A 23619-nucleotide genomic window follows, 5' to 3' on the forward strand; every position below is an offset into this window, starting at 1 on the left:
ATGGACGCCCTCAAGCGCTATTTCCGCAGCCCGCCGGCGGTGATCGGCCTCGTCCTTCTGCTCCTCGTCATCGCGATGGCAGCGAGCGCCGGCTGGCTCTTCCCGCGCGATCCGCTGGCGCTCGCCGGCCGGCCGCTGCAATGGCCGCTCGCCAATCCGCGCTTCCTGCTCGGCACCGACAATTCCGGCCGCGACATCGCCGCCCAGATCTTCTACGGCGCGCGCATCTCGCTGCTGATCGGCATCGTCGCCACGGTCATCGCGGTCGCGATCGGCATCGTCATCGGCGCGCTGGCCGGCTTCTATGGCGGCAAGGTCGACACCGTGCTGATGCGCATCACCGAGGCCTTCCAGACCCTGCCGAACTTCCTGCTGCTTCTGGTGCTCGTCGTCGTCTTCGGCTCGACGCTGCCGACGGTCATGGTCGCGATCGGCATCGTCTCCTGGCCGGCACCGGCCCGCCTCACCCGCGCCGAGTTCCTCTCGCTGCGTAACCGCGAATTCGTGCAGGCCGGGCGCACCATCGGCCTCTCCGATCTCAAGCTGATCTTCGGCGAAATCCTGCCCAACGCGCTGCCGCCGGTCATCGTCTACGCCAGCGTCGTCATGGCGGTCGCTATCCTGCTCGAAAGCTCGCTCGCCTTCCTCAAGCTCTCCGACCCCAACGTCGCCTCATGGGGCAATCTGATCGGGCTCGGCCGCGACGTGCTGCGCGTGCAGTGGTACGTCTCGGCCATCCCCGGCTTCGCGATCGTGCTCACCGTGCTCGGCGTCTCGCTGGTCGGCCAGGGACTGAACGACGCCCTCAACCCGAGGCTCAAGGGACGATGAGCGCGATCCTTACCCTCGACAGACTGACTGTCGGCCTGCCGGAGGGAGCCGACCGGCCCCACGCAATGAAAGACGTCTCGCTGGAGCTGAAGGCGGGCGAGATCGTCTGCGTCGTCGGCGAATCCGGCTCCGGCAAGTCGATGACCGCCAATGCGATCATGCGGCTCCTGCCCACCGGCGTCGCGATCGAGCGCGGCCGGATCCTTTTCGAAGGCCGCGACATCGCCGCGCTGAGCGAGGCCGAGATGCGAAAAATTCGCGGCGCCGGCATCGCCATGATCTTCCAGGAGCCGATGACGGCGCTGAACCCGCTGCGCTCGATCGGCGACCAGATCGGCGAGATGCTCAGCATCCATACCGCTCTCGACAGGCGCGCGATCGCGGCCCGTGTTCAGGACCTCCTGACGGAAGTCCAGATCCCGGAGCCCGAGCGCGCCGCCAAAGCCTATCCGCACGAACTCTCGGGCGGCCAGCGCCAGCGCGCCATGATCGCAATGGCGCTCGCGCTCGACCCGAAGGTACTGATCGCGGACGAGCCGACGACGGCGCTCGACGTCACCACCCAGGCACAGATCCTCAAGCTCATCCGCGAGCTGCAGGCGCGCAAGGGCACCGCCGTGCTCTTCATCACCCACGACTTCGGTGTCGTCGCCGAGATCGCGGACCGCGTCGTGGTGATGCAGCACGGGCTCGTCGTCGAGCAGGGCGAACCCAAGACCGTCCTGAGCCGTCCCAGCCACCCCTATACCCGCCAGCTCATCGCGGCCGTGCCGGCCCTGAAGCCGCCGCCGCCACGTCCGCTTTCGGACGAGCCGATCCTGACGATCGAGAACGTCTCGAAGACCTATCGCACCGGCGGCTTCCTCGGCCGTGGCCAGCGCGTCACCCATGCGGTGAAGAACGTGACGCTCGCCCTGCCGAAGGGCGCGACGCTCGGCATCGTCGGCGAGTCCGGTTCGGGCAAGTCGACGCTGGCGCGCTGCATCATCCGGCTGATCGACCCCGATGCCGGCGCGATCCGCCTGAAGGGCGAGGATCTGACCAAGCTCTCGCGCTCGGAGATGCGCGCGCGCAGCCGACACATCCAGATGGTGTTCCAGGACCCCTTCGCCTCGCTCAATCCCCGCCGCAAGGTCGGTGACCTGGTCGCGCAGGGCCTCGTCGTCAACGGCATGCCGCGCCGGCAGGCTTTGGAGCGCGCCCGCGAGCTCTTCGGCCTCGTCGGGCTCGATCCCGCAGCAGCGGACCGCTATCCGCACGAGTTCTCCGGCGGCCAGCGCCAGCGTATCGGCCTGGCGCGGGCTCTTGCGCTCGAACCCGACGTCCTCGTCGCCGACGAGCCGGTCTCGGCTCTCGACGTCTCCGTACAGGCGCAGGTGCTCAAGCTCCTCGCCGATCTGCGCGAGCGGCTGGGGCTCTCCATCGTCTTCATCACCCATGACCTGCGCGTCGCGTCGCAGGTCTGCGATCTCGTAGCGGTGATGAAGAACGGCGAGGTCGTGGAGGCCGGCACGGTGGCCGAGGTGTTCGGCCAGCGCAAACACCCCTACACGCAGGCGCTGCTCGCCTCGATCCCCGGCCAGGGCTTCGGCACGGCCGAGGCCCTCCGCAAAACGGCGGAGGTTCCATGATGAAGCGCATCGCGACGCCGGTGCCGATCGCCGGCGGCCTTGCTCGGCATGAAGCGCAGGTGAAGCGCGACCTCGCCTTGCTTGGCTTCCCGGCCAAGCCCTGGCTCCATCCGCGGACGATAAATGCGAGCGAGCCGGTTCTCGACGTCGCCATCATCGGCGCCGGCATGAACGGTATCGCCGCGGCTTCGGCACTTCTGGCCAAGGGCATCGTCAACATCCGCGTGTTCGACGCCAACGAGCCGGGGCGCGAAGGCCCGTGGAATCGCTATGCGCGCATGGACACGCTGCGCTCGCCCAAGACGCTGACCGGGCCGGCCCTCGGCATCCCCTCGCTGACCTTCGCCGCCTGGTACATGGCGAGCTTCGGCGAAGCGGCGTGGGAGGCCCTCTACAAGATACCCAATGCCGTCTGGGTCGATTATCTCGGCTGGCTGCAGCGCGTGCTGGATCTGCCGGTGCAGCACCGGACCACGCTGTCGAAGCTGCGGCCGCATGACGGCCTGCTCGCCCTCGATATCGAGACAGCGGAGGGAGCGAAGACCGTCTTCGCGCGCCATGTCGTTCTGGCGACCGGGCGAGGCGGCGCCGGCGGCGATGTCTGGCCAGACATCGTACCGTTGGCGCTGAAGCCGGCCTTCGCAGCCCACAGCAACGACCCGATCGATTTCGACAAGCTGCGCGGCAAGTCGGTCGGCGTCATCGGCGGCAGCGCCTCGGCCTGGGACAATGCCGCAACCGCGCTGGAGCGAGGCGCGGCAAGCGCGGCGATGTATCTGCGCCGGCCGCATCTGCCGCAGATCAACAAGGGGCGGGGCTCGGCCAATCCCGGCTACTTCCACGGTTGGGGTGCCCTGCCGGATGCCGAGCGCTGGGCGCTCGCGGCCTATCTCGACGATAGGCTGGCGCCGCCGCCGCACGAGACCGTGTTGCGCGCCCTGAGATCGGACGGGCTCGACATCCGTTTCCGCCACAGCGTGGCGGCCGTCCGCCGCGAGGGCGAACAGGTCGTGCTCGACATCGACACGCCCGAAGGCCGGATCGAACGCCGCCATGACTTCCTCGTCGTCGCCACCGGCTTCCAGGTCGACGCGGCCAGCATCACGGAACTGGTGGACTTCGCGCCGCATGTCGCGCGCTGGAGCGATCGCTACACACCGCCGACCGGGCTCGCCCGCCCCGCCCTGGCGCGGGCGCCCTATCTCGGCCCGGGCTTCGAGCTCCAGCCGCGCGGCGCCGATGCGCCGGCAGAGCTCTCGCGCATCCATCTCGTCAACCACGGCGCCCTTGTCAGCCATGGCGCAATCGCGAGCGACATTCCCGGCGTCGCCATCGCCGGAGAGCGCGTCGCGCAGGCGCTCGTCGCCCGCTTCTTCCGGCAGGACATCGCCGAGGTCCGGCGCGATCTCGAAGCCTTCGACGAGCCGGAGCTGAAGGATACGCCGTTCTTCAAGCCGGAGGATTTCCCGCATTCCTGACGCGGACGGGGCACGCCATCAGCGCGGGCCGGTTTCGCTGCCCTTCGCCGGTCCCTGCGTGATCAGGCGTGCGCTGCGGTGCCCGCTGACATAGATCCACAGCCAGTTCAGCGCGACGGCGAGGCGGTTGCGCAGGCCGATCAGGAAGAAGATGTGCGCGATGCCCCAGGTCCACCAGGCGATGCGCCCCTTCAGCTTGATCCAGCCGAAATCGACGATGGCCGCACGCTTGCCGATGGTCGCAAGATTGCCGGCATTGCCATAGGCGAAGGGCGGCGGCGCGGCCTTGCCCTTCAGCCGCGCCGTGATCACCCCGGCGACATAGCGCCCCTCCTGCTTGGCCGCAGGCGCGACACCCGGCACCGGCTTGCCGTCCGCTGACACGACATGGGCCGTGTCGCCGACGACGAAGATGTTGGCGTCGCCGGGGACGGTGAGGTCGGGCTCGACCATCACCCGCCCGGCCCGGTCGGCCGGCGCTCCCAGCCATTCCGCCGCCGGCGAGGCTGCAACGCCCGCCGCCCACAGGATCGTCTTCGCCGGCAGGAAGGTGCCTCCAAGCTCGATACCGTCCTCGGTGCAGCGCGACACCGCACGGCCGGTCTTGACCTCGACGCCGAGCCGGGTCAGCGCGCGGTCGGCATAAGCCGAGAGGTCTTCGGTGAAGCCCGCCAGGATGCGCGGGCCCGCCTCGACCAGAACCACCCGCGCGCTGCGGGTATCGAAATTGCGGAAGTCGGTGCGCAGCGTGTCGTGCGCCAGCTCGGCGATCGTGCCGGCGAGCTCGACGCCCGTCGGCCCCGCCCCGATGATGACGAAGGTCAGCAACTCGGCGCGCCGGGCCTCGTCCGTCTCCCACTCCGCCTGCTCGAAGGCCGACAGCACGCGCCGCCGAATCTTCGTCGCATCCTCAAGCGTCTTCAGGCCGGGCGCATAGGGTTCCCATTCGTCATGGCCGAAATAGGCATGGCGCGCCCCGGTCGCGAGGATCAGGCTGTCGAAGGCGAGCGGCGGCTCGCCTTCTATCAGCACGTTCCTTGCGTTCGTATCGACGCCGACGACGCTGCCCAGGAGCGTGGTGACGTTCGGATAGCGGCGCAGCAGCGAGCGGACCGGCCAGGCGATCTCGGAGGTCGGCAAAGACGCCGTCGCGACCTGATAGAGCAGAGGTTGAAAGAGGTGGTGGTTGCGCCGGTCGACGACCGTGATCCTGACCGGCGCGCCGGCAAGGTTGCGCGCTGCTTCCAGCCCGCCGAAGCCGGCCCCGACGATGACGACGTGGTGGGCCGCGGCGGCCGTCATCGGCTATCCGATGTCATCGAGGCTGCGGCGAGAATATCCGGAGATGCGTCTCATGAGGTCTCCCGCTCCAACCAATAAGCCCGTGCGCGCCCGGCGAAAAGCGGAGAGATCAATGCGGGGCGCGACAGCCGTCCCGCATCAGGCGCAACGCGCGTTCTGCCTGCCAGGCGCGGCGGCCCGGCAAACAGCGCTACTGCAGGTCCCGGAAGGCTTCCTGCAGCCGCTCGACGGCCTCGACCACCGTGGCGCGCGGCGTGGCAAGATTGAAGCGCAGGAAGCTGTCGCCACCCGTGCCGAAGCTCGGGCCGTGGTTTACCGCGATCTTCGCCTGCTTCTCGACACGGGCGGTGAATTCCGCACGTTCCATGCCGGTTCCGGCAAGATCCACCCAGGCGAGATAGGTCGCCTCGAGCGGCATCGAGCGCAGGCCGGGGATGGCATTCACCCCGTCGTCGAACAGCTTCCTGTTGCCGTCGATATAGGCCACCAGCCGGTCGACCCAGGCCGCGCCCTCCGGGCTGTAGGCGGCGGTCGCCATCGCCATGCCGAAGGAGTTGGGCGAGATGCCATGCGCGTTCATCCGCGCGCGGAAGCGCTCGCGCAGAGCCTCGTCGGGGATGATGACATTGCCGATATGGGCTCCGGCGATGTTGAAGGTCTTGGTTGTCGCCGTCATCATCACGAGGCGGTCGACGATGTCGGGCGCCGCGAGCGGCATTACTGTGTGCCGATACCCCGGCATGACCAGATCGTGGTGGATCTCGTCGGCGACGAGGATCAGATCGTGGCGCTTGCAGAACGCCGCAATCTCGCGAAGCTCGTCGGCGGTCCAGACGCGCCCACCCGGATTATGCGGCGAGCACAGGATCAGCATCCGCTCGCGGCCGGTCATCTGCGCGTCCCAACCGGGAATGTCGAGGACGTAGCGGCCGTCCTCGACCGGGAGCTGGCACTCGACGACCTGCCGGCCGGCGGAGCGGATGATGCGGGCGAAGGCGTGGTAGACCGGCGTCATCAGCACGACGCCGTCGCCCGGCGCGGTGAAGGCATCGACGCAGAGGGCCGTGCCGTTGACCAGGCCGTGGGTGGTGAAGATCGCCTCCGACGCCACCTCCCAGTCATGGCGGGTCTTCATCCACCAGCGGATGGCGTCACTATTGGTGCGGTCATCGCCGAAATAGCCGTAGACGCCATGGCTAGCCATGCGCTCCACCGCCTGCTGGACGCAAGGAGGCGGCCGGAAATCCATGTCAGCCACCCACATGGCGATGCCGTCGGAAGCCGACACGCCATAGTTCTTCTCCATCGTGTCCCATTTGGCGGAATGGGTTCCGCGGCGGTCGATCAGCTCGTCGAAGTCCGGCATTCTAAACATTGATTATCCCCAGAAGCGGCCGCGAGTGTTTGAATCCGGTCCGCTTCCGCCCGTTTTGCCGCGTCGGATCGCGGGCGTAAACCGGCGAAACCACCACGGCAGCTTTCGAAAATCAGCATGACGACGCGGACGAAGAGCGCGGCGACGGTCGACCTCCCGGCTTGTCCTTGCCGCATGGCCGCTGCGGCGGCAATGGCGAGGCGTTCCGGTTGAGAGGCGCAGGATCACCGCCTAGGCTGGCCGCGCTCCCGCTCGGGAGCCGGCCCGACCTGCGGGCCGCCCTTGATTCACAATCGCAACGTTTTTCCGCAAAGGCCTACAACGCAATGGCTTCCTCCGACGCCTTGGCTCCGGTCTTCGATTATATCGAAGCCAACCGCAGCACCTTCCTCGACCGGCTGATCGACTATCTGCGCCACCCGAGCATCAGCGCCGAGAACATCGGCATCGCCGAGGTCGGGGCTCTCTTGGTCGAGATGCTGACGGAGATCGGGCTCGAGACCAGCCTCGTGCCGACCGAAGGACACCCCATGGTCGTCGCCCGCTGGGAGAAGGCGCCGGGCAAGCCGACGGTGCTGCTCTACGGCCACTACGACGTGCAGCCGCCGGACCCGCTCGACAAGTGGGTTTCCCCGCCCTTCGAGCCCACGATCCGCGACGGCCGCCTCTATGCGCGCGGCGTCGGAGACAATAAGGGCCAGCACTTCGCCCAGATCCTGGCAATCGAATCCCATCTCAAGGTCCATGGCGAACTGCCCTGCAACGTCATCCTGCTGCTGGAGGGCGAGGAGGAGATCGGCAGCCCACGCATCGCCGGCTTCGTGCGCGCCAACCAGGACAAGCTGAAGGCCGATCTCGCCGTCACCGCCGACGGCCCGCGCCATGCCAGCGGCGCGCCGACCATCAAGTTCGGCTCACGCGGCGTCGTCTCCTTCGACCTGCGCTGTCGCCATGCCAGCCGCGACGTCCATTCCGGCAATTTCGGCGGTGTCGTGCCGAACCCGATCTGGACGCTGGTCCACCTGCTCGCCACCATGAAGAACGCCAATGGCGAGATTACCATCGAGGGCCTGCACGACGACGTCCAGCCGCCGACCGCCGAGGATCTGGAGGCGATCGAGCGCCTGCCGCTCGATATCGAGGCGTTCAAGCAGGGCCTCAGCCTCAAGCGCCTCGACGCACCGCTCGACCGGCCCTTCTATGATCGCCTCTGCTTCCAGCCGACGCTGACGATCAACGGCTTCCACGGCGGCTATGGCGGGCCGGGCACCAAGACCGTGCTGCCGAACGAGGCGCTGGTGAAATGCGACATCCGGCTCGTCGAGGCGCAGGACCCTGAGGATATCCTCCGCAAGGTCAGGGCGCATGTCGAAAAGCACGCGCCGGAGGTCGAGTTCATCGTCGAGGAAACCGGCATGCAGCCCTCGAAGACGCAGATCGCCTCGCGCTATACCGCGCCGCTGCGCCGCGCCTTCGTCGCCGCCCATGGCGAGGAGCCGCTGCTGATCCCGGCCGGCTTCGGCAGCCTGCCGAACTACGTCTTCACCAAGATCCTCGGCATCCCCGCCTATGTCACGCCCTATGCCAACCATGACGAGGCCAACCACGCGCCGAATGAGAACATGACGCTGGATTGCTTCCAGAGCGGCATCAGGACGGGCGCGGCGCTCCTGCACGAGTTGGGGCAGTTGCAGAACAAGGACTGATCGCCCACCCAAAACGCCGCCGTCATTCCGGGGCAAGTCCGGAATGACGGCGTGTTCCCGAAGCATGCTGGATGTACGCCGAGTCTACGAGGCCTACATTTCCTCGTCGGCCTTGCCCTTCAGCAGGAAGATGCCGGCACCGGCGCTCATCAGGGCGAGGCAAAACCAGGTCAGCGCATAGACCAGATGCGCGTTGCGGAAATTGACCTGGGTCATGCCGCCCTGAGGCAGCGGCCCAGGCTCGGAGGCCGCATCGGCATCGACGAAATAGGGTGCGACCTCGCCCAGGCCTCGCGCCGAGGCGATCGCGGCAACGTCGCGTGAATACCAGCGCCCCGCGGCAGGATCGTTGGCGCGCAGGAAACCGCCTGTCGGCTCGGTGAGCCGCAACAGCCCGACCACCCTCGCCTGTACGCCGGCCACCTTGCGCCGGTCCTCAGCCCCGCGCCGATCCTCCCGCACGAAGCCGCGATTGACGAGGACAGTGAAGCCTGAATCGGCGCGGAACGGCGCGAGCACCCAGAAGCCTGGACCGCGCTCGGTCACGGCCATCGTCAGCGTCTCCGGCGCATCGAGATAGCGCCCCTGCAGAGCGACACGGCGGTATTCGTCGGCAGCTTGGTTGATCGCAGGCCACTCCGACGGCCCTAGCGCAGCCACGGCCGGCGCATGGATGCGCGCATCGACGCGGGCGATCAGGTCGAGCTTCCAGCTCCGCCGCTGGACCTGCCAGACTCCGAGGCCCGCGGCGACCAGCGCAACCAGTGCGAACGCAAGAACGAAGATGAGGCGGGCGACGCGCGAGCGGCGCCTCGCTCTTGGTACCGGCGGCGGCGTCATCGTGGCGCGTCCAGAGACTGTTTGGCAACTCGCTGTGGGGAGTCGAATGGCGGTGTTTTCGAGAACCGGAGCGGAGCGCGCATCAGTACGTGAGCACCGGAAGCGCAGAAAACGCCATCAATCGACCGCCGCAGCCGACTTGCCAAGCGGGCTCTCACATCTTGTGCAGCTCGGTCGGCATCATGTTGTTGTTGAGGTGGTACATCACCCACAGGGAACCGGAGAGTGCAATCGCCACGATGACGATCGTGAAGATCAGCGCCATCATCGTCCAGCCGCTTTCGGAGCGGCTGTTCATGTGCAGGAAGTAGACCATGTGGACGACGATCTGCACGGCGGCAAAGCCCATGATCACGATCGCGGTCAGCACCGAATTGCTGAGCACATCGTTCATGACCAGCCAGAACGGGATCGCGGTCAGGACAACCGAAAGAAGGAAGCCGGTGATATAGCCGCGCAGGCTGCCATGCGGCTCGCCGTGGCCGCCGTGCCCGTCTTGATGCTCGGCGTGGTTCTGGCCAGCGCTCATTTCAGCACGCCCATCAGGTAGACGAAGGTGAAGACGCCGATCCAGACGACGTCGAGGAAGTGCCAGAACATGCTCAGGCACATTAGCCGGCGCCGATTGGCCTCGATCAGCCCGCGGCGCCTGACCTGGACCATCAGCACCGTCAGCCAGATCAGGCCGAAGGTGACATGCAGCCCATGCGTGCCGACCAGCGTGAAGAACGAGGACAGGAAGGCGCTGCGCATCGGCGTCGCGCCCTCATGAATCATATGCGCGAACTCGTAGAGCTCGATCGCGAGGAAGGCGAGCCCGAAGAGCCCGGTGACCACGAGCCAGGCCTGCATCGCCGCCTGCCGGCCCTTGTCCATAGCGAGCATGGCGAAGCCGTAGGTGATCGAGGAAAGCAGCAGCATGGTCGTGTTGACCGCCACCAGCCTGAGGTCAAACAGGTCAGCGCCCGAAGGCCCCGCCGCATAGTTGCGCCCCAGCACGCCGAAGGTCGCGAAGAGAACTGCAAAAACCAGGCAGTCGCTCATCAGGTAGAGCCAGAAGCCGAGCATGGTCGAGCCGCCGGAGTGCTCGTGCTCGTCTTCCGTCACATAGAAGGCCGGAACACCGTTCGCAGCCTGCACTTCCGCTCTCGCCTTAGCCATCATCGCCCCTCAGGCCCGGCTAAGCTGTTCGGTGCGCGAATCTTCTTCGCGCAGAACGGCTTCGGCCGGGATGTGGAAGTCGCGGTTGTAGTTGAAGGTATGCGCGATCGCCGTCGCCAGGACGCCGACGAAGCTGAGCGCCGCCAGCCACCAGATGTACCAGATCAAGGCGAAGCCGCAGATCGTCGCGAACCCGGCGATGATCAGACCAGCGCTCGTGTTCCGCGGCATGTGGATCGGCCGGAAGCCGCCGAGCGGGCGCTTGTGGCCGCGCTTCTTCATGTCGGCCCAGGCGTCGAGGTCGTGCACGATCGGGGTGAAGGCGAAGTTGTAGGCCGGCGGCGGCGACGAGGTCGACCATTCCAGCGTGCGCCCGTCCCAGGGATCGCCGGTCGTATCGCGCAACTCCTCGCGGCGCAGGATGCTGACGCCGATCTGGATGATGAAGCAGAGGATGCCGAGCGCGATCAGCACCGCTCCTACAGCCGCGAGCACGAACCAGATCTGGAGCGAGGGGTCTTCGAAACGGCTCAGGCGCCGCGTCACGCCCATCAGGCCGAGCACATAGAGCGGCATGAAGGCAACGTAGAAGCCGATCACCCAGAACCAGAAGGAGAGCAGGCCCCAGAACCGGTCGAGCTTGAAGCCGAAGGCTTTCGGGAACCAGTAGGCGATGCCCGCGAAGACGCCGAAGACCACGCCGCCGATGATGACGTTGTGGAAATGGGCGATCAGGAACAGGCTGTTGTGCAGCACGAAATCGGCCGGCGGCACCGCCAGCATGACGCCGGTCATGCCGCCGATGACGAAGGTCAGCATGAACGCGACGAGCCACATCATCGGCAGCTCGAAGCGGATGCGGCCGCGATACATCGTGAACAGCCAGTTGAAGATCTTCGCGCCCGTCGGGATCGAGATGATCATCGTCGTGATGCCGAAGAAGGAGTTCACGCTGGCGCCCGAGCCCATCGTGAAGAAGTGATGCAGCCAGACGAGATACGACAGGATGGTGATGACCACCGTCGCATAGACCATCGAGGCGTAGCCGAAGAGGCGCTTGCCGCAGAAGGTCGAGGCCACCTCCGAATAGACGCCGAAGATCGGCAGGATGAGGATGTAGACCTCGGGATGGCCCCAGATCCAGATCAGGTTCACGTACATCATCGGGTTGCCGCCGAGGTCGTTCGTGAAGAAGTTGGTGCCGACATAGCGGTCGAGCGTCAGCAGCGCGAGCGTCGCCGCCAGGATCGGGAAAGTCGCGACGATCAGCACGTTGGTGCACAGCGCCGTCCAGCTGAAGACCGGCATCTTCATCAAGTCCATGCCGGGCGCGCGCATCTTCACGATGGTCGCGATCAGGTTGACGCCCGACAAGGTGGTGCCGACGCCCGCGATCTGCAGCGCCCACAGGTAATAATCCATGCCGACCCCGGGCGAGTAGGCAGCCCCCGAGAGCGGCGGATAGGCAAGCCAGCCCACCTTGGCGAATTCACCGACGAAGAGCGACATCATCACCAGAACGGCGCCGCCCACCGTCATCCAGAAGCTGAAATTGTTCAGGAAGGGGAAGGCGACGTCGCGGGCGCCGATCTGCAGCGGCATGACATAGTTCATCAGGCCCGTGACGAAGGGCATCGCCACGAAGAAGATCATGATCACGCCATGGGCCGTGAAGATCTGGTCGTAGTGGTGCGGCGGCAGGTAGCCCTCGTTGCCGGCGAAGGCGATCGCCTGCTGGCCGCGCATCATCAGCGCGTCGGCGAAGCCGCGCAGCAGCATGATCACGCCCAGGATCATGTACATGATCCCGATCTTCTTGTGGTCCACGCTGGTGAACCACTCGTGCCAGAGGTAGCCCCAGAGCTTGTAGCGGGTGACGAGCGCGATGAGCGCCAGTCCGCCGAGCGCGACCGCTGCGAAGGTCCCGAGCAGGATCGGCTCGTGATAGGGGATCGCTTCGAGCGTGAAGCGTCCGAACAGCAGCTTCCACCAGTCGGGGTAGGAGGTCATGGTTCCCTCGCTCGCTACGCGCGCAAGCGCTTCAGTTGGCGACGCGGGCGGTGACGCCCGCGGTGCCGTAGACATCGGTCGGCGTGCAGATCGCCGTCACGAAGGGGCGCGGCGGCATCGGCTGCCCGCCCCTGCGCACGCTCTTGTCGTATTCGAGCGATGCGACGATATGGATGCCCTCCTTGCCGCCGCCGCCCTTGGCATCCATCGCCATCATGTCGCGCGTGCACATCTTGGCGCGGTCGACACACATGTTGAGGATGGCGCCGAAGAGATCGGACGGGACGTCACGGAACTGGCGCACCGGCTCGCGCTCGCTGGGCCGCTCCAGCACGAGGTACTCCTCGCGCCCGAGCGGCTTGCCCTTGCCGATCGCGCCCTGCACCCATTCGCCGAAGCCCTTCTCGTCGACGCCCCGGAATCGGAAGCGCATGTCGGAGAAGCCGGCGCCGCTGTAGTTCGCAGAAAAGCCCTCGAAATCGCCGGGATGATTGATCACGGCGTTGAGCTTCGTCTGCATGCCCGGCATCGCGTAGATCTGGCCGGCGAGCGCCGGAATGAAGAGCGAGTTCATCACCGAAGAGGAGGTGATGCGGAACTCGATCGGCTGATCGACCGGCGCCACCACCTCGTTGAGCGAGGCGATGCCCTGCGCCGGGTAGAGGAACAGCCATTTCCAGTCGAGCGCCACGACCTGGATCACCAACGGCTGCTTCCTCGGTCCGTTCCCGCCCGCTTTCGCTTCGACGGCCGGCTTGTTCGCGCTGATGCGGTCGAGCGGCCGGTAGGGATCGAGCAGATGCGTGCCCATCCAGGTCATCGCGCCGATGATGACGATGATCAGCAGCGGCACCGACCAGATCACCACCTCGAGCGGCAGCGAATGGTTCCAGTCCGGGTGATAGGTGGAATTTGCCGAGGCGCGGTAGCGCCAGGCGAAGAAAATCGTCAGCGCCATCACCGGAATGATGATGAGCAGCATCAGCGCCGTGGAGGCGAGCATGAGGTTTCTTTGCTGCATCGCAACATCGCCCGACGGCGACAGCAATACCCACTGGCATCCGCCAAGCAGCGCAAAAACCGGCAAAGCCGCTAAAAATCGAAAGATCCGCAAGAGACTCGTGACCTCCCTCTTCCGGGAACAGCCGTTCTCTATTCCCATTCTTTCGCACCGCACATCGGACAATCTGTCCCATTGCGGCCGTTTGACGGGTGGCTTCTATCCACCGTATCCATTTGTATGAGGTGCGGGCAAGCCCGGTCGTTCCGGTGAGCCCCCCAGCGAGGAATTCGCGGTCATGAGCGCTGACGCGGCGAGCCATTCATCGGGGCATCTGACGGACGAGCACGGACGGGATCACGTGACGCCCGCCGATATCGCGCTCGGCGTCATCATCGGCCGGACGTCGGAGTATTTCGACTTCTTCGTCTTCGGCCTCGGCTGCGTGCTGGTCTTCCCCGAACTGGTCTTCCCCTTCGTCGACCGGCTCACCGGCACGCTCTACGCCTTCGGCATCTTCGCACTCGCCTTCGTGACGCGCCCCTTCGGCTCGGTGCTGTTCTTCGCGATCGACCGGCGCTACGGCCGGGCGACCAAGCTCACCGCGGCGCTGTTTCTCCTCGGCGGCTCGACGGCCGCCATCGCCTTCCTGCCGGGCTACGAGACGATCGGCATCTGGTCGGTCGTCATCCTCGCCGGTTTCCGCCTGCTGCAGGGCATCGCGCTCGGCGGCGCCTGGGACGGGCTGTCCTCGCTGCTCGCCCTCAACGCGCCGCCTAACCGGCGCGGCTGGTATGCGATGCTGCCGCAGCTCGGCGCTCCCTTCGGCTTCATCCTCGCCGCCGGGCTCTTCGCCTATTTCGAGGGCGCCCTCTCGAAGGAGGACTTCCTCGGCTGGGGCTGGCGCTACCCCTTCTTCGTCGCGTTGACGATCAACGTCGTGGCCCTGTTCGCCCGGCTACGCATGGTCGCGACCCATGAATTCGCCGAGTTGATGGAAACGCGCGAGCTGGTGCCGGTGCCGGTGTCCGAACTCATCCGCGCCCATGGCTGGACGCTCGTCATCGGCGCCTTCGTGCCGCTGGCGAGCTTCGCGCTCTTTCACCTCGTCACCATCTTCCCGGTGAGCTGGATCAACCTCTACACCGACCGCTCCGTCTCGGAGTTCCTGCTGGTCCAGGGCGCGGGCGGCGTGGTCGGAGCGGGCGCGATCGTCACCTCCGGCCTGATCGCCGACCAGATCGGCCGTCGCAACACATTGCTCCTGTCCGGCTCGATGATCGCGCTGTTCAGCCTGTCGAGCATCGTCGCACCGCTGCTCTTCGGCGACAGCCTGGCGGGCCAGACGATCTACGTCATCATCGGCTTCGGCCTGCTCGGCCTCTCCTACGGCCAGACGGCCGGCGCGGTCGCCTCGAGCTTCGGCACGCAGTATCGCTACACCGGCGCGGCCCTGACCTCCGACTTCGCCTGGCTCATCGGCGCCGGCTTCGCGCCGCTGGTGGCGCTGACCGTGTCGAGCACCTTCGGCCTCGCCTGGGTCGGCGTCTACCTGCTCTCCGGCGCGCTCTGCACGCTGGCGGCGCTGACGATCGACCGCAGGCTGGAGAGCCGCTACGGCTGAGCGGCCTTCAGCGCGTCATTCTCGGGCGACCGCAGGGAAACCCGAGAATCGTCACGAGGTTGGTGTTCCCGACCGGGCTTGTCCCGAGATGCTCGGGTCGAGCCCGAGCATCTCGGTTATGGCCGCGATCAGCGCCCCGTCCAGTTGGGCGGACGCTTGCCGAGGAAGGCTTCCATGCCCTCGCGGAAATCGGCGCTGGTGTAGCAGAGCGTCACCAGATCGCGGCCGTCGAGCCCCTCCGCGGTCGCGGCCGTCAAACGGCGCATCGCTTCCTTGGTGGCGCGCATGGTCAGCGGCGCATGGCCGGCGATGGTCTGCGCCAGCGCGCCCGCCCGGTCCATCAGCGCAGCGTGGTCCGGCAGCAGCTCGCTGTAGAGACCGATGCGCTGCCCCTCCTCCGCCTCGACAAGCCGCGCGGTGAAGACGATGTCCTTGACCCGCGCCGGGCCGAGCATCGCGTAGAGCCGCGCATAGTTCTCCATCGACAGGCAGTTGCCGAGCGTGCGCGCGATCGGGAAGCCGAAGCGCGCCGTCAGGCTCGCGATCCTGAGATCGCAGGCGAGCGCGATCGCCGCGCCGCCCCCCGTCACCGCGCCGGAAATCGCGGCGAGTGTCGGCACCGCACAGCGCTCGATCGTCCCGATCACGGTCTCGATGCGCTCCTCATAGGCGAGCGCGTCCTCGGCGCTCTCGAAGGCGCGGAACTGGGAAATATCGGTGCCGGCGCCGAACGCCTTGTCGCCGGCCCCGGTCATGATGATCACGCGCGGATCGCCATGATCAGCCGGATCGCGGCAGATCTCGGCGATGCGCTCATACATCGCGAAGGTCAGCGCGTTGCGCGCCTGTGGCCGGTTGAGCGTGATCGTGCCGACCCCATTCTCGACCGCATATAGAATTTCGTCGCTCACTTGAGGGTCTCCGTCAGATCACGCCTTCGGCCCGCAGTCTTGCGAGCCCCGCTTCGTCATAGCCGAGCCCGGCCAGGATCTCGTCATTATGCTGCCCGGCCGTTGGTGTCGGCGTCGCGACATCAGCCGGCGTGCGCGATAGCGTCACGGGCTGGCCGACGAGGCGGATATCGCCGAGCTCGGGGTGGCTCACTGGCCTGGCGATGCCGAGATGGCGCACCTGCGGGTCCTCGAACATCTCGTCGACCGCATAGATCGGCCCGGCCGGAACGCTGTTGCGCTCCATCGCCTCCAGCCAATGAGCGCTGTCGGCCTCGGCGAATATCTCCTCGATCACCTCCCTCAACTCCGGCCGGCGCGCAAAGCGTTTCTCCATGCTGTCGTAGCGAGCATCCGCGCCCCATTCCGGCCGTCCGATCGCGCGGCAGAAGGAACGCCATTGTTCCTCGCCTCCGACGCCGAGATTGATCGCGCCGTCGCGCGTCCGGTAGACGCCCATCGGCGTCTGGTAGGGGTGATCATTGCCGGCCTGCGGCGGAACGGAGCCTTCGACGAGATAGCGCGCCGCCTGGAAATCCATCATCGCGATCTGGGCTTCGAGCAGCGAAGTCTGCACCCACTGGCCCTTTCCGGATGCGGCGCGCTCCTGCAGCGCCACCAGCGCGCCGACAGCGCCGTAGAGTCCTGCCGAGGAATCGGCGAGCGCGATGCCGGCCCGGACCGGCCCCTGTCCCGGCAGGCCGGTCACCGACATCATCCCGCCCATGCCCTGCGCGATCTGATCGAAGCCCGCGCGGGTCCGGTATGGGCCGGACTGGCCGAAGCCGGAGATCGAGACCAGAATCAGCCGCGGATTGCGGGCGTGCAGCGTCTCGAAATCGAGCCCTAGCCGTTCCTTCACATCGGGCCGGAAGTTCTCGACAAGCAGATCGGCGTCGTCGACGAGCTTCATCAGGATCGCCCTGCCCTCCGGCGTCTTCAGATTGAGCGCCAGCGAGCGCTTGTTGCGGTGCAGGTTCTGCATGTCGTAGCCGAGGCGCGGCCCGCTCATGTTCTCGTTTGGATCGACGCCCGGCGGGCTTTCCACCTTGATCACGTCGGCGCCGAAATCGGCGAAGACGCGCACACAGGTCGGCCCCGCCCGCACCCGTGTCAGATCCAGCACGCGGAGGCCCGCAAGGGCTGTCGATGGTCTCGGCTGCGCCATTTTTCGTTCGCTCCTCCCGGTAGCGAACTATCCGGTTCTCTTCCCGAGCCCGTCAATCGCATTGTGCATACTGCATGCAGACGCCGCGTGCATGACAGGAACCGCTTCATTTCCCGCGCTTCGGCTTCGTCATGCCGCCTTGCCCCGACGGGAGGCAGAGCCGAAATTTTCCGCTTGAACCTGAAGTGGCTACAGCTTGTAGAGAAGAGGTCCCGCAGCGAAGCCAGACGGAGACTCAAGATATGGCCGCCCCATCCCCAGCCGAAACCAAGACCCTGTCCTGGAAGGTCGGCGGCATGGATTGCGCGAGCTGCGCGACGAAAATTCGCGGCGCGGTCGAACGCCTTCCCGGCGTCAGCGACGTCAGGCTTTCGGTGATGTCGGAGACTCTGACGCTCTCGCTCGACGCGGACCAGACCACGCCAGAGGCGATCGAGAAGCGCGTCAGCGGCCTTGGCTACACCACCGCGGCGCTGGCGAAGGCTCCGGTGGAAAAGCCGGCCGCGAAGGGCAGCTGCTGCGGCCACGACCATCATGACCATGACCATGGCGGGCACCAGCATGACCATGCCGGGCACGAGCATGGCGACACCTGCCGCCCTGGCCATGCGCACGACCATGACCACCATGACCATGGCCACGATCACGCCGGACACAAGCATGGCCCGAAGGCGGCCAAGGCAGCTGCGGCCAACGACCATGGCCACGGCCTCCCCGGCCATGTCCGTGAAGTGACGCCCGATGGCTCCCGCTGGTACCAGACTGGCAAGGGCCGCCTCGTCATCGGCACCGGCCTGCTTCTCGGCGCCGCCTACGCAGCCCGCCTGCTCTGGGCAGATATCGGTCACTGGGCCTTCATCCTGGCCTGTATCGTCGGTGTCCTGCCGGTCGCGCGGCGTGCCTTGGCAGCCGCCCGCGCCGGCATTCCCTTCACCATCGAGATGCTGATGACGATCGCCGCCATCGGCGCGCTCTTCATCGGCGCAGCCGAGGAAGCGGCACTGGTCGTCTTCCTCTTCGCAGTCGGCGAAGTGCTGGAAGGTGTGGCGGCCGACCGCGCCCGCGCCTCGATCCGGGCGCTGGGCGATCTCGTTCCCAAGACAGCCCTCGTCGAGGAGAACGGCGCAGCCCGGCAGGTTGATGCCGCCAGCCTGAAAATCGGCCAGATCGTGCTCGTCCGCCCGGGCGACCGCATCCCGGCCGACGGCGAGATCACCGACGGCATCTCCGGCATCGACGAGAGCCCGGTCACCGGCGAATCCGTGCCGAAGACCAAGGGCGTCGGCGAGCCCGTCTTCGCCGGCTCGGTCAACCGCGAGGCGGCGCTGCGCGTGCGCGTCGACAAGGCGGCCGAGGACAACACCATCGCCCGCATCATTCGCCTCGTCGAGGAGGCGCAGGAAGCGCGCGCGCCGACCGAGCGCTTCATCGACCGCTTCTCGCGCTGGTACATGCCGGCCATCGTCGGGCTTGCGCTGCTGGTCGCGCTCGTACCGCCGCTCGCGTTCGGGGCTGAATGGTCGGTCTGGATCTACCGGGCTCTGGCTCTGCTGCTGATCGGCTGCCCCTGCGCGCTGGTCATTTCGGTGCCGGCCGCGATCGCCGCCGCGCTTTCGGCCGGCGCCCGCCAGGGCCTGTTGATGAAGGGCGGCGTCGTCATCGAGACCGCCGCCAAGACCGGCCTCGTCGCCTTCGACAAAACCGGAACGCTGACTCAAGGCAAGCCGCGTGTCACCGACGTCGTCGCCCTCGCCGTCAGCGAAACGGAGGTCCTGGCGCTGGCCGCCGCCGTCGAGCACGGTTCCGCCCATCCGCTCGCCGAAGCCGTGCTCGAACGCGCCCGCGCCGACGGCATCGCCTATGCGCCGGCGGCCGAGGCAGCGGCCCTCGCGGGCCAAGGCGTCACGGGCAGCGTCGGCGGCCGTTCGATCTTCGTCGGTGCTCCCCGCCACGCGGAAAAGCGGGCTGCGTTCGACAAACGCGCACGCCTTGCCGCCGAGGAGCTTGAAGCCGCCGGCAAGACCGTCGCTGCCGTGGTGGTCGATGGCGCGCTCGCCGGCTTCATCGCCTTGCGTGACGAGCCACGGGAGGATGCCGCCGCCGCCATCGCCGAGCTCAAGGCGATGGGCATCCGCTCGGCCATGCTCACCGGCGACAATGCCCGCACGGGCGCCGCAATCGCAGGCCAGCTCGGCATGGAGCACAAGGCCGAGTTGATGCCGGACGACAAGGTCACAGCGATCAAGGCTTTCGCTTCGCAAACCCCGGTGATGATGGTCGGTGACGGCATCAACGACGCGCCGGCCCTTGCGGCGGCCAGCATCGGCGTCGCCATGGGCTCAGGGACCGATGTCGCGCTGGAGACTGCCGATGGCGCGGTCTTGAAGAGCCGCGTCCGCGACGTCGCGGCGCTGATCCGGCTGGCGCGCGCGGCGATGGCCAACATCCGCGCCAACATCACGATCGCGCTCGGACTGAAGGCCGTGTTCCTGGTCACCAGCGTGCTGGGCTACACCGGCCTCTGGGTCGCGATCCTCGCCGACACCGGCGCGACCGTCATCGTGACCGCCAACGCGCTGAGGCTGCTGCGCTTCGACGCAGGCAAGACCGGCTGACAACCGAAGCTGGATCGAACCTCGAACAACGGAGCCGGGCAGAAGGCCCGGCTTCACCGCGTCTAGACTCTGATGTCGGCGAAGGCCCCGTTCCGGCGTTCGTTCTTCGCTTCCATCTGCCGGAGCATCTCTTCGCGGACCTTGGCCATCACGTCGGCCTTGGCCTTCGAATCGAGTTTGTTGAACTGCTCCTCGGTCATGCCGAGCTTGTCGAGGATCGCCTTCTGGACCCGCTCTTCCGGCGTCATCCGGGCGATCTTCAGGAACTCGGCCTCGGTCGAGGACGAGGAGGCCGCGGTGGAGGCGGTGGAATCCTGCTTCGAGTCGCCTTCCGCCGTCGGCTTGGTCGCATAGGCAGTGGGTAGATTGATCGGCCAGTTCGAGGTCGAGAACGAGACGGACATCGCGCGCTCCTTTCTGCTGGGCAGGGACACGCAATCTCCGGACCGCCTCTGGAAATCAAGAATTTATCCGCGATTTCAATTCACTACCTGATCAGCAACGAGAAGAAGCGATTGCCGTGCCCAGCGAATCCGGCAATTTCTGCCCGGCAAACATCGCCTCCCGCCTGGATTAGACGGGCGATCGGCAACCGCCTCGGCCGCGCGGGCCGCGGCTCATTTTGCAACGCAAAATTGCCGCACCCGAACGGCGCTCGATTGAGCAAGTGCAATATGCCCACCAGATAGTCAGACGATACGGCGCCTGTCCCAGAATGGCGTCACTGCCCAATTCATAGGCAGAGAATCAACCATATTTCGGCCACAACCCTTACCTGAGCGCAGGTCGACCTCACAAAAATGACCGGAAACTTAATTGGCCATGCGAAAAAAGCATAACAGAGCTGACCAGCAGCCACTGTTAGAGGCAATCGGCCTCCCTTATATGCACTGCACAACGAAATTATCGCTGTGGGCACCGCCCCGCTCCGGAATACGCAAGGAAAACCACCATGTTCGTCACGATGATCGCCGCCAAAATTCGAGCCTACCTCCGCTATCGCGAGACCGTTCGCGAGCTGTCCCGCCTGACCGACCGCGAGCTCGACGATCTCGGCCTGTCGCGCTCGGAGATCACCTTCATCGCCCGCTCGCACGCGTCGGCCTGAAGACCCTGATTTCGAACCGCCGCGCATCGGCGCGGTGCGTTCTGTGTAGTTTCTCCCGGGTTCGGGTTTCCCCTCCCCCCGAACTTGGTCGAAGAGCGAATGCCCGCCTCACGGCGGGCATTTTGCATTTCAGGCCTGCTTCTCGCTTGACCTCGAAGCCTGCTGCGGACACATCGCAGCCATGGAACCAGTACACATCATCGGCGGCGGTCTCGCCGGCTCCGAAGCCGCCTGGCAGATCGCCGAGGCCGGCGTCCCGGTCGTCATCCACGAGATGCGCCCCGTGCGCGGTACCGACGCGCACAAGACCGACGGGCTCGCCGAGCTCGTCTGCTCGAACTCCTTCCGCTCCGACGATTCGTCCAGCAACGCGGTCGGCCAGCTCCATTGGGAGATGCGCCGTCTCGGCTCGCTGATCATGGCCAAGGGCGATGCCCATCAGGTGCCGGCAGGCGGCGCGCTCGCGGTCGACCGCGACGGCTTCTCGCAGGCCGTCACCGCCGCGCTGGAGAGCCATCCGCTCGTCACCATCGACCGCGGCGAGATCGCCGGCCTGCCACCGGCCGAATGGGACAATGTCGTCATCGCCACCGGTCCTCTGACCTCGCCTGCCCTGGCGCAGGGCTTGCAGTCGCTGACCGGCGAAGATTCGCTCGCCTTCTTCGACGCCATCGCGCCGATCGTCCATTTCGATTCGGTCGACATGGACCAGGCCTGGTTCCAGTCACGCTACGACAAGGCGGGGCCGGGAGGCACCGGTGCCGACTACATCAACTGCCCGCTCGACCGCGACCAGTACGAGGCCTTCATCGACGCGCTGCTCGCCGCCGAGAAGACCGAGTTCAAGGAGTGGGAGGGCACGCCCTATTTCGACGGCTGCCTGCCGATCGAGGTGATGGCCGAACGTGGCCGCGAGACCTTGCGCTGGGGCCCGATGAAGCCGGTCGGCCTCACCAACAAGCATAACCCGACCGTCAAGGCCTATGCCGTGGTGCAGTTGCGCCAGGACAATGCGCTCGGCACGCTGTTCAACATGACCGGCTTCCAGACGAAGCTGAAATATGGCGAGCAGGCCGCGATCTTCCGGATGATCCCGGGCCTGCAGAATGCCGAGTTCGCTCGGCTCGGCGGCATCCACCGCAACACCTATCTGAACTCGCCGAAGCTGCTCGACGGGCACCTGCGGCTCAAGGCCGATCAGCGCCTGCGCTTCGCCGGTCAGATCACCGGTTGCGAGGGCTATGTCGAGAGCGCCGCCACCGGGCTCCTCGCCGGACGCATGGCCGCAGCCGAGCGGCTTGGCCGCGAGCTGCCGCTGCCGCCTGCGACGACGGCTCTCGGCGCGCTGGTCAATCACATCACCGGCGGCCATATCGTCACCATCGACGAGGGGCCCCGCTCCTTCCAACCGATGAACATCAATTTCGGGCTGTTCCCGCCGATCGAGGGCGTTGCGACGACCGGCCCCGACGGCAAGCGCCTGAAGGGCCCGGCCAAGAGCGTCGCCCGCAAGCAGGCGCTCACCGCGCGCGCAAAGGTCGAGATGGACGCCTGGACGAGCAGCGTCGAGGCGAAGGCAGCCGAGTAGAACACTCCGTCATTCCGGGACAGGCCGAAGGCCTGAGCCCGGAACCCATGAACACGACGCCGTTCCAGAGGCTCATGCTCGCCCTTGTGACGAGCATCCACGTCTGCTCGAGACAGGCCCGGCCATGGCGGCAAACGGCATGCTCATGGGTTCCGGGCTCTTCGCCGACGCGAAGCCCTGGAACGACGATATGCTTCCGCGTCGCGAGATGCTCGGGTTTCGCCCGAGCGCGACGGCGCTTGCTTCTAAGCTTTCCGCGCCGCCCGCCACAGGATCCACTGTCGGCGCCAGGCCGGCAGGGTGATGATGGTCCGGTAGGGATCGTATCCCCTCGCCTCCATCCGCCGGAGATAGGGCTCCACCAGAGCCACCGGCAGGAAGGCCGGCTTCAGCGTCGGCGGAATCGACTCGCCGAGGCTCGCGAGCTTCTTCAGGTGGTTGCGGGCGATCTCGCGCAGTTCCTTGAGCGTGTAGAGCACGCCCGGGCCGCCCCGCCCGCGCACGATGTCGTCACGCGTGACGCCGTTGCGGGAAAGGATGTCCGCCGGCAGGTAGACCTGCCCTTCGGCCGCATGCCACGGGAAAGCGCGCATCAGCCCGGTCAGCGCATAGGCGACGCCGGCATGGCCGCAGGCCGTCGCCCCGCCCGGATCGCGTCCGCCTGCCAGGATCAGGCAGGCGAGTCGGATCAAGGCGCTGGAGGTTTCGCCGGCATAGCCCTCCAGGTCGCGGAGAGAGGGCATCGGATCGTCGTAAAGGTCGAAGATCCGGGCATCGATCAATGCCGTCAGCGGCGCGATCGGCAGGCGGTAGCGCCGGACCGTGTCGAGCAGGGCCGCGGCCACGGGATGCGCCTGCGTCTCGCCGGCCGGCTGGCCTTCCAGCACGTCGCGCCACCATTGCAGCCTGACCTCGCCCGGCAGCGGCTCGCTGACCAGCGCCCTTACCCGTGCAATCTCGAGGCTGAAGGCATAGAGGGCGTAGAGCGCCGCCCGGCGGTCTTCGGAGGCGTAGAGACCGGCGATATAGCGATCCTGATCCTGCTCGCGCACGAGCGTCGCGCAATGGGCATAAGCCTCCGGCAAGCGCGCCGGCGCGATCTCCCTGCGATCATCAGTCTCGGTCTGCGGCATTGTCCCGCCTCGGCCCGCCATCGTTAGGCCGCCCCTAATGTAGGGCACTCGCCCTGCCCCTGCTACGCGTCGCTCGCATGGCCGGCTTTCCAAACTGCC

Annotated in this window: 19 protein-coding genes; 8 read left to right on the forward strand and 11 right to left on the reverse strand. The window is 66.6% G+C overall.

The window, feature by feature from the left end; genetic code table 11:
• From AB4Z10_RS12075 to AB4Z10_RS12085, 3 genes are read left to right on the forward strand one after another with little or no spacing between them, the layout of a single operon-like run.
• Positions 1 to 831 carry an ABC transporter permease gene (locus AB4Z10_RS12075; RefSeq protein ID WP_441470643.1) on the forward strand — a complete coding sequence of 277 codons (831 nt, stop codon included), beginning with the start codon at positions 1 to 3 and terminating at the stop codon, positions 829 to 831.
• Positions 828 to 2462 (forward strand): ABC transporter ATP-binding protein, encoded by a 1635-nt coding sequence (locus tag AB4Z10_RS12080; RefSeq protein ID WP_441470644.1) that lies wholly within the window; start codon positions 828 to 830, stop codon positions 2460 to 2462. The genes AB4Z10_RS12075 and AB4Z10_RS12080 overlap by 4 nt, the downstream gene beginning before the upstream one ends.
• Positions 2459 to 3940: an NAD(P)-binding domain-containing protein gene (locus tag AB4Z10_RS12085; protein WP_441470645.1), complete on the forward strand. Its 1482-nt coding sequence runs from the start codon at positions 2459 to 2461 to the stop codon at positions 3938 to 3940. Before AB4Z10_RS12080 ends, AB4Z10_RS12085 begins: the two co-directional genes overlap by 4 nt.
• Positions 3941 to 3958: 18 nt before the next feature.
• Here AB4Z10_RS12085 and AB4Z10_RS12090 read toward each other — a convergent pair whose 3' ends face one another.
• Both AB4Z10_RS12090 and AB4Z10_RS12095 read right to left on the reverse strand, forming a co-directional pair.
• A complete protein-coding gene (locus AB4Z10_RS12090) occupies positions 3959 to 5242 on the reverse strand; it encodes an NAD(P)/FAD-dependent oxidoreductase (protein WP_441470646.1) in 1284 nt (427 codons plus the stop codon).
• 190 nt (positions 5243 to 5432) lie between these two features.
• Positions 5433 to 6617, reverse strand: a complete 1185-nt coding sequence (locus AB4Z10_RS12095; RefSeq protein ID WP_441470647.1) for a MalY/PatB family protein — start codon at positions 6615 to 6617, stop codon at positions 5433 to 5435.
• 326 nt (positions 6618 to 6943) lie between these two features.
• Here AB4Z10_RS12095 and AB4Z10_RS12100 point away from each other — a divergent pair, with 326 nt between their 5' ends.
• On the forward strand, positions 6944 to 8323 hold the full coding sequence (locus AB4Z10_RS12100; RefSeq protein ID WP_441470648.1) for a M20/M25/M40 family metallo-hydrolase: 1380 nt from the start codon (positions 6944 to 6946) through the stop codon (positions 8321 to 8323).
• 93 nt (positions 8324 to 8416) lie between these two features.
• Here AB4Z10_RS12100 and AB4Z10_RS12105 read toward each other — a convergent pair whose 3' ends face one another.
• From AB4Z10_RS12105 to cyoA, 5 genes are all read right to left on the reverse strand, one after another.
• The gene (locus tag AB4Z10_RS12105) at positions 8417 to 9163 is read right to left on the reverse strand and encodes an SURF1 family protein (RefSeq protein ID WP_441470649.1); all 747 of its coding nucleotides are present in this window, start codon (positions 9161 to 9163) and stop codon (positions 8417 to 8419) included.
• Between the two features lie 154 nt (positions 9164 to 9317).
• Positions 9318 to 9692, reverse strand: coding sequence for a cytochrome o ubiquinol oxidase subunit IV (gene cyoD / locus AB4Z10_RS12110; protein ID WP_441470650.1), 375 nt, complete (start codon positions 9690 to 9692; stop codon positions 9318 to 9320).
• The gene (gene cyoC / locus AB4Z10_RS12115) at positions 9689 to 10324 is read right to left on the reverse strand and encodes a cytochrome o ubiquinol oxidase subunit III (RefSeq protein ID WP_441470651.1); all 636 of its coding nucleotides are present in this window, start codon (positions 10322 to 10324) and stop codon (positions 9689 to 9691) included. Before cyoC ends, cyoD begins: the two co-directional genes overlap by 4 nt.
• A 9-nt stretch (positions 10325 to 10333) precedes the next feature.
• A complete protein-coding gene (gene cyoB, locus AB4Z10_RS12120) occupies positions 10334 to 12334 on the reverse strand; it encodes a cytochrome o ubiquinol oxidase subunit I (protein ID WP_441470652.1) in 2001 nt (666 codons plus the stop codon).
• 31 nt (positions 12335 to 12365) lie between these two features.
• Complete coding sequence (gene cyoA / locus AB4Z10_RS12125; protein ID WP_441470653.1) at positions 12366 to 13496, reverse strand: ubiquinol oxidase subunit II; 1131 nt, start codon at positions 13494 to 13496, stop codon at positions 12366 to 12368.
• Positions 13497 to 13632: 136 nt separating this feature from the next.
• On the opposite strand from cyoA, the gene AB4Z10_RS12130 reads away from it, so the two are divergent.
• Entirely contained in the window at positions 13633 to 14958 is a 1326-nt protein-coding gene (locus AB4Z10_RS12130; protein WP_441470654.1) for an MFS transporter, read from the forward strand.
• Between the two features lie 128 nt (positions 14959 to 15086).
• On the opposite strand, the gene AB4Z10_RS12135 is transcribed toward AB4Z10_RS12130, so the two are convergent.
• Positions 15087 to 15869, reverse strand: a complete 783-nt coding sequence (locus tag AB4Z10_RS12135; protein ID WP_441470655.1) for an enoyl-CoA hydratase/isomerase family protein — start codon at positions 15867 to 15869, stop codon at positions 15087 to 15089.
• A gap of 13 nt (positions 15870 to 15882) precedes the next feature.
• Positions 15883 to 17076 carry a CaiB/BaiF CoA transferase family protein gene (locus AB4Z10_RS12140; protein ID WP_441470656.1) on the reverse strand — a complete coding sequence of 398 codons (1194 nt, stop codon included), beginning with the start codon at positions 17074 to 17076 and terminating at the stop codon, positions 15883 to 15885.
• Positions 17077 to 17318: 242 nt separating this feature from the next.
• Here AB4Z10_RS12140 and AB4Z10_RS12145 point away from each other — a divergent pair, with 242 nt between their 5' ends.
• Positions 17319 to 19691: a heavy metal translocating P-type ATPase gene (locus AB4Z10_RS12145; RefSeq protein ID WP_441470657.1), complete on the forward strand. Its 2373-nt coding sequence runs from the start codon at positions 17319 to 17321 to the stop codon at positions 19689 to 19691.
• A 62-nt stretch (positions 19692 to 19753) separates the two neighbouring features.
• Here AB4Z10_RS12145 and AB4Z10_RS12150 read toward each other — a convergent pair whose 3' ends face one another.
• The gene (locus tag AB4Z10_RS12150) at positions 19754 to 20095 is read right to left on the reverse strand and encodes a hypothetical protein (protein WP_441470658.1); all 342 of its coding nucleotides are present in this window, start codon (positions 20093 to 20095) and stop codon (positions 19754 to 19756) included.
• Between the two features lie 548 nt (positions 20096 to 20643).
• Here AB4Z10_RS12150 and AB4Z10_RS12155 point away from each other — a divergent pair.
• Together AB4Z10_RS12155 and trmFO are read left to right on the forward strand one after the other, a co-directional pair.
• A complete protein-coding gene (locus AB4Z10_RS12155; RefSeq protein ID WP_441470659.1) occupies positions 20644 to 20799 on the forward strand; it encodes a DUF1127 domain-containing protein in 156 nt (51 codons plus the stop codon).
• Between the two features lie 181 nt (positions 20800 to 20980).
• Complete coding sequence (trmFO, locus tag AB4Z10_RS12160; protein WP_441470660.1) at positions 20981 to 22387, forward strand: methylenetetrahydrofolate--tRNA-(uracil(54)-C(5))-methyltransferase (FADH(2)-oxidizing) TrmFO; 1407 nt, start codon at positions 20981 to 20983, stop codon at positions 22385 to 22387.
• A gap of 245 nt (positions 22388 to 22632) precedes the next feature.
• Here trmFO and AB4Z10_RS12165 read toward each other — a convergent pair whose 3' ends face one another.
• A complete protein-coding gene (locus tag AB4Z10_RS12165) occupies positions 22633 to 23520 on the reverse strand; it encodes a phytoene/squalene synthase family protein (RefSeq protein ID WP_441470661.1) in 888 nt (295 codons plus the stop codon).
• Positions 23521 to 23619 lie beyond the last annotated feature (99 nt).

It is taken from the genome of Allobosea sp. RAF48 (assembly GCF_052114025.1).
Lineage (GTDB): Bacteria > Pseudomonadota > Alphaproteobacteria > Rhizobiales > Beijerinckiaceae > Allobosea.

Bases quoted from the DNA above. Each gene is read 5' to 3' on its own strand.
- cyoC (WP_441470651.1), bottom strand. From the start codon at position 10,324: ATGGCTAAGGCGAGAGCGGAAGTGCAGGCTGCGAACGGTGTTCCGGCC.
- AB4Z10_RS12090 (WP_441470646.1), bottom strand. From the start codon at position 5,242: ATGACGGCCGCCGCGGCCCACCACGTCGTCATCGTCGGGGCCGGCTTC.
- AB4Z10_RS12075 (WP_441470643.1), top strand. From the start codon at position 1: ATGGACGCCCTCAAGCGCTATTTCCGCAGCCCGCCGGCGGTGATCGGC.
- cyoB (WP_441470652.1), bottom strand. From the start codon at position 12,334: ATGACCTCCTACCCCGACTGGTGGAAGCTGCTGTTCGGACGCTTCACG.
- AB4Z10_RS12150 (WP_441470658.1), bottom strand. From the start codon at position 20,095: ATGTCCGTCTCGTTCTCGACCTCGAACTGGCCGATCAATCTACCCACT.
- AB4Z10_RS12155 (WP_441470659.1), top strand. From the start codon at position 20,644: ATGTTCGTCACGATGATCGCCGCCAAAATTCGAGCCTACCTCCGCTAT.
- AB4Z10_RS12095 (WP_441470647.1), bottom strand. From the start codon at position 6,617: ATGTTTAGAATGCCGGACTTCGACGAGCTGATCGACCGCCGCGGAACC.
- AB4Z10_RS12130 (WP_441470654.1), top strand. From the start codon at position 13,633: ATGAGCGCTGACGCGGCGAGCCATTCATCGGGGCATCTGACGGACGAG.
- AB4Z10_RS12145 (WP_441470657.1), top strand. From the start codon at position 17,319: ATGGCCGCCCCATCCCCAGCCGAAACCAAGACCCTGTCCTGGAAGGTC.
- AB4Z10_RS12105 (WP_441470649.1), bottom strand. From the start codon at position 9,163: ATGACGCCGCCGCCGGTACCAAGAGCGAGGCGCCGCTCGCGCGTCGCC.
- AB4Z10_RS12080 (WP_441470644.1), top strand. From the start codon at position 828: ATGAGCGCGATCCTTACCCTCGACAGACTGACTGTCGGCCTGCCGGAG.
- AB4Z10_RS12165 (WP_441470661.1), bottom strand. From the start codon at position 23,520: ATGCCGCAGACCGAGACTGATGATCGCAGGGAGATCGCGCCGGCGCGC.
- AB4Z10_RS12140 (WP_441470656.1), bottom strand. From the start codon at position 17,076: ATGGCGCAGCCGAGACCATCGACAGCCCTTGCGGGCCTCCGCGTGCTG.
- trmFO (WP_441470660.1), top strand. From the start codon at position 20,981: ATGGAACCAGTACACATCATCGGCGGCGGTCTCGCCGGCTCCGAAGCC.
- cyoA (WP_441470653.1), bottom strand. From the start codon at position 13,496: ATGGGAATAGAGAACGGCTGTTCCCGGAAGAGGGAGGTCACGAGTCTC.
- cyoD (WP_441470650.1), bottom strand. From the start codon at position 9,692: ATGAGCGCTGGCCAGAACCACGCCGAGCATCAAGACGGGCACGGCGGC.
- AB4Z10_RS12100 (WP_441470648.1), top strand. From the start codon at position 6,944: ATGGCTTCCTCCGACGCCTTGGCTCCGGTCTTCGATTATATCGAAGCC.
- AB4Z10_RS12085 (WP_441470645.1), top strand. From the start codon at position 2,459: ATGATGAAGCGCATCGCGACGCCGGTGCCGATCGCCGGCGGCCTTGCT.